This is a genomic window from Parazoarcus communis SWub3 = DSM 12120 (assembly GCF_003226565.1).
In the GTDB taxonomy this organism is placed as follows: domain Bacteria; phylum Pseudomonadota; class Gammaproteobacteria; order Burkholderiales; family Rhodocyclaceae; genus Parazoarcus; species Parazoarcus communis.
The window spans coordinates 1-403 of record NZ_QKOE01000136.1 but is presented as its reverse complement, the minus strand read 5'-3'; the positions used below and the strand labels follow the sequence as shown (position 1 = coordinate 403).

The window sequence follows — 403 nt, the reverse complement described above, 5'->3', positions numbered from 1 at the left end:
TCAAGGTCGACCTACGGATCGAGTTTCCCGATCCCGCGCACCGCGCCCTGGTCGATGCCGTGCTCGACGGCACCGTGACCAACTGGGACCCGGTCCACGTGCATGCACTCATCGACAAGCCCGGAGCGACGTATCATCTCACCCCGCTGATCCTCGCAATCCGCAACAAGCAATACACGTCCGCCCGCTGGCTCCTGCAACAGGGCGCCAACCCCAGCTATCGCACACCTACCGGAGCAGGATATCGAAATCCGCTCGCCAAAAGGTCCCCGCTGTACTACGCGGTCAATCTGGGCAACCTCAAACTGGCCACCTTGCTCTTCGACTTCGGCGCCAATCCCAACCTGTTCGGGCTGGTCGATCCCATCTTCTTCGAAACCATGGACCTGGGGCGCGGTGACGG

General features: G+C 62.0%; 1 protein-coding gene. It reads left to right on the top strand.

Features of this window, described 5'->3' with window-relative positions; translation table 11 throughout:
• The coding region (locus DNK49_RS23425; protein WP_133255185.1) for an ankyrin repeat domain-containing protein at window positions 1-403 on the top strand (403 nt) is incomplete at both ends.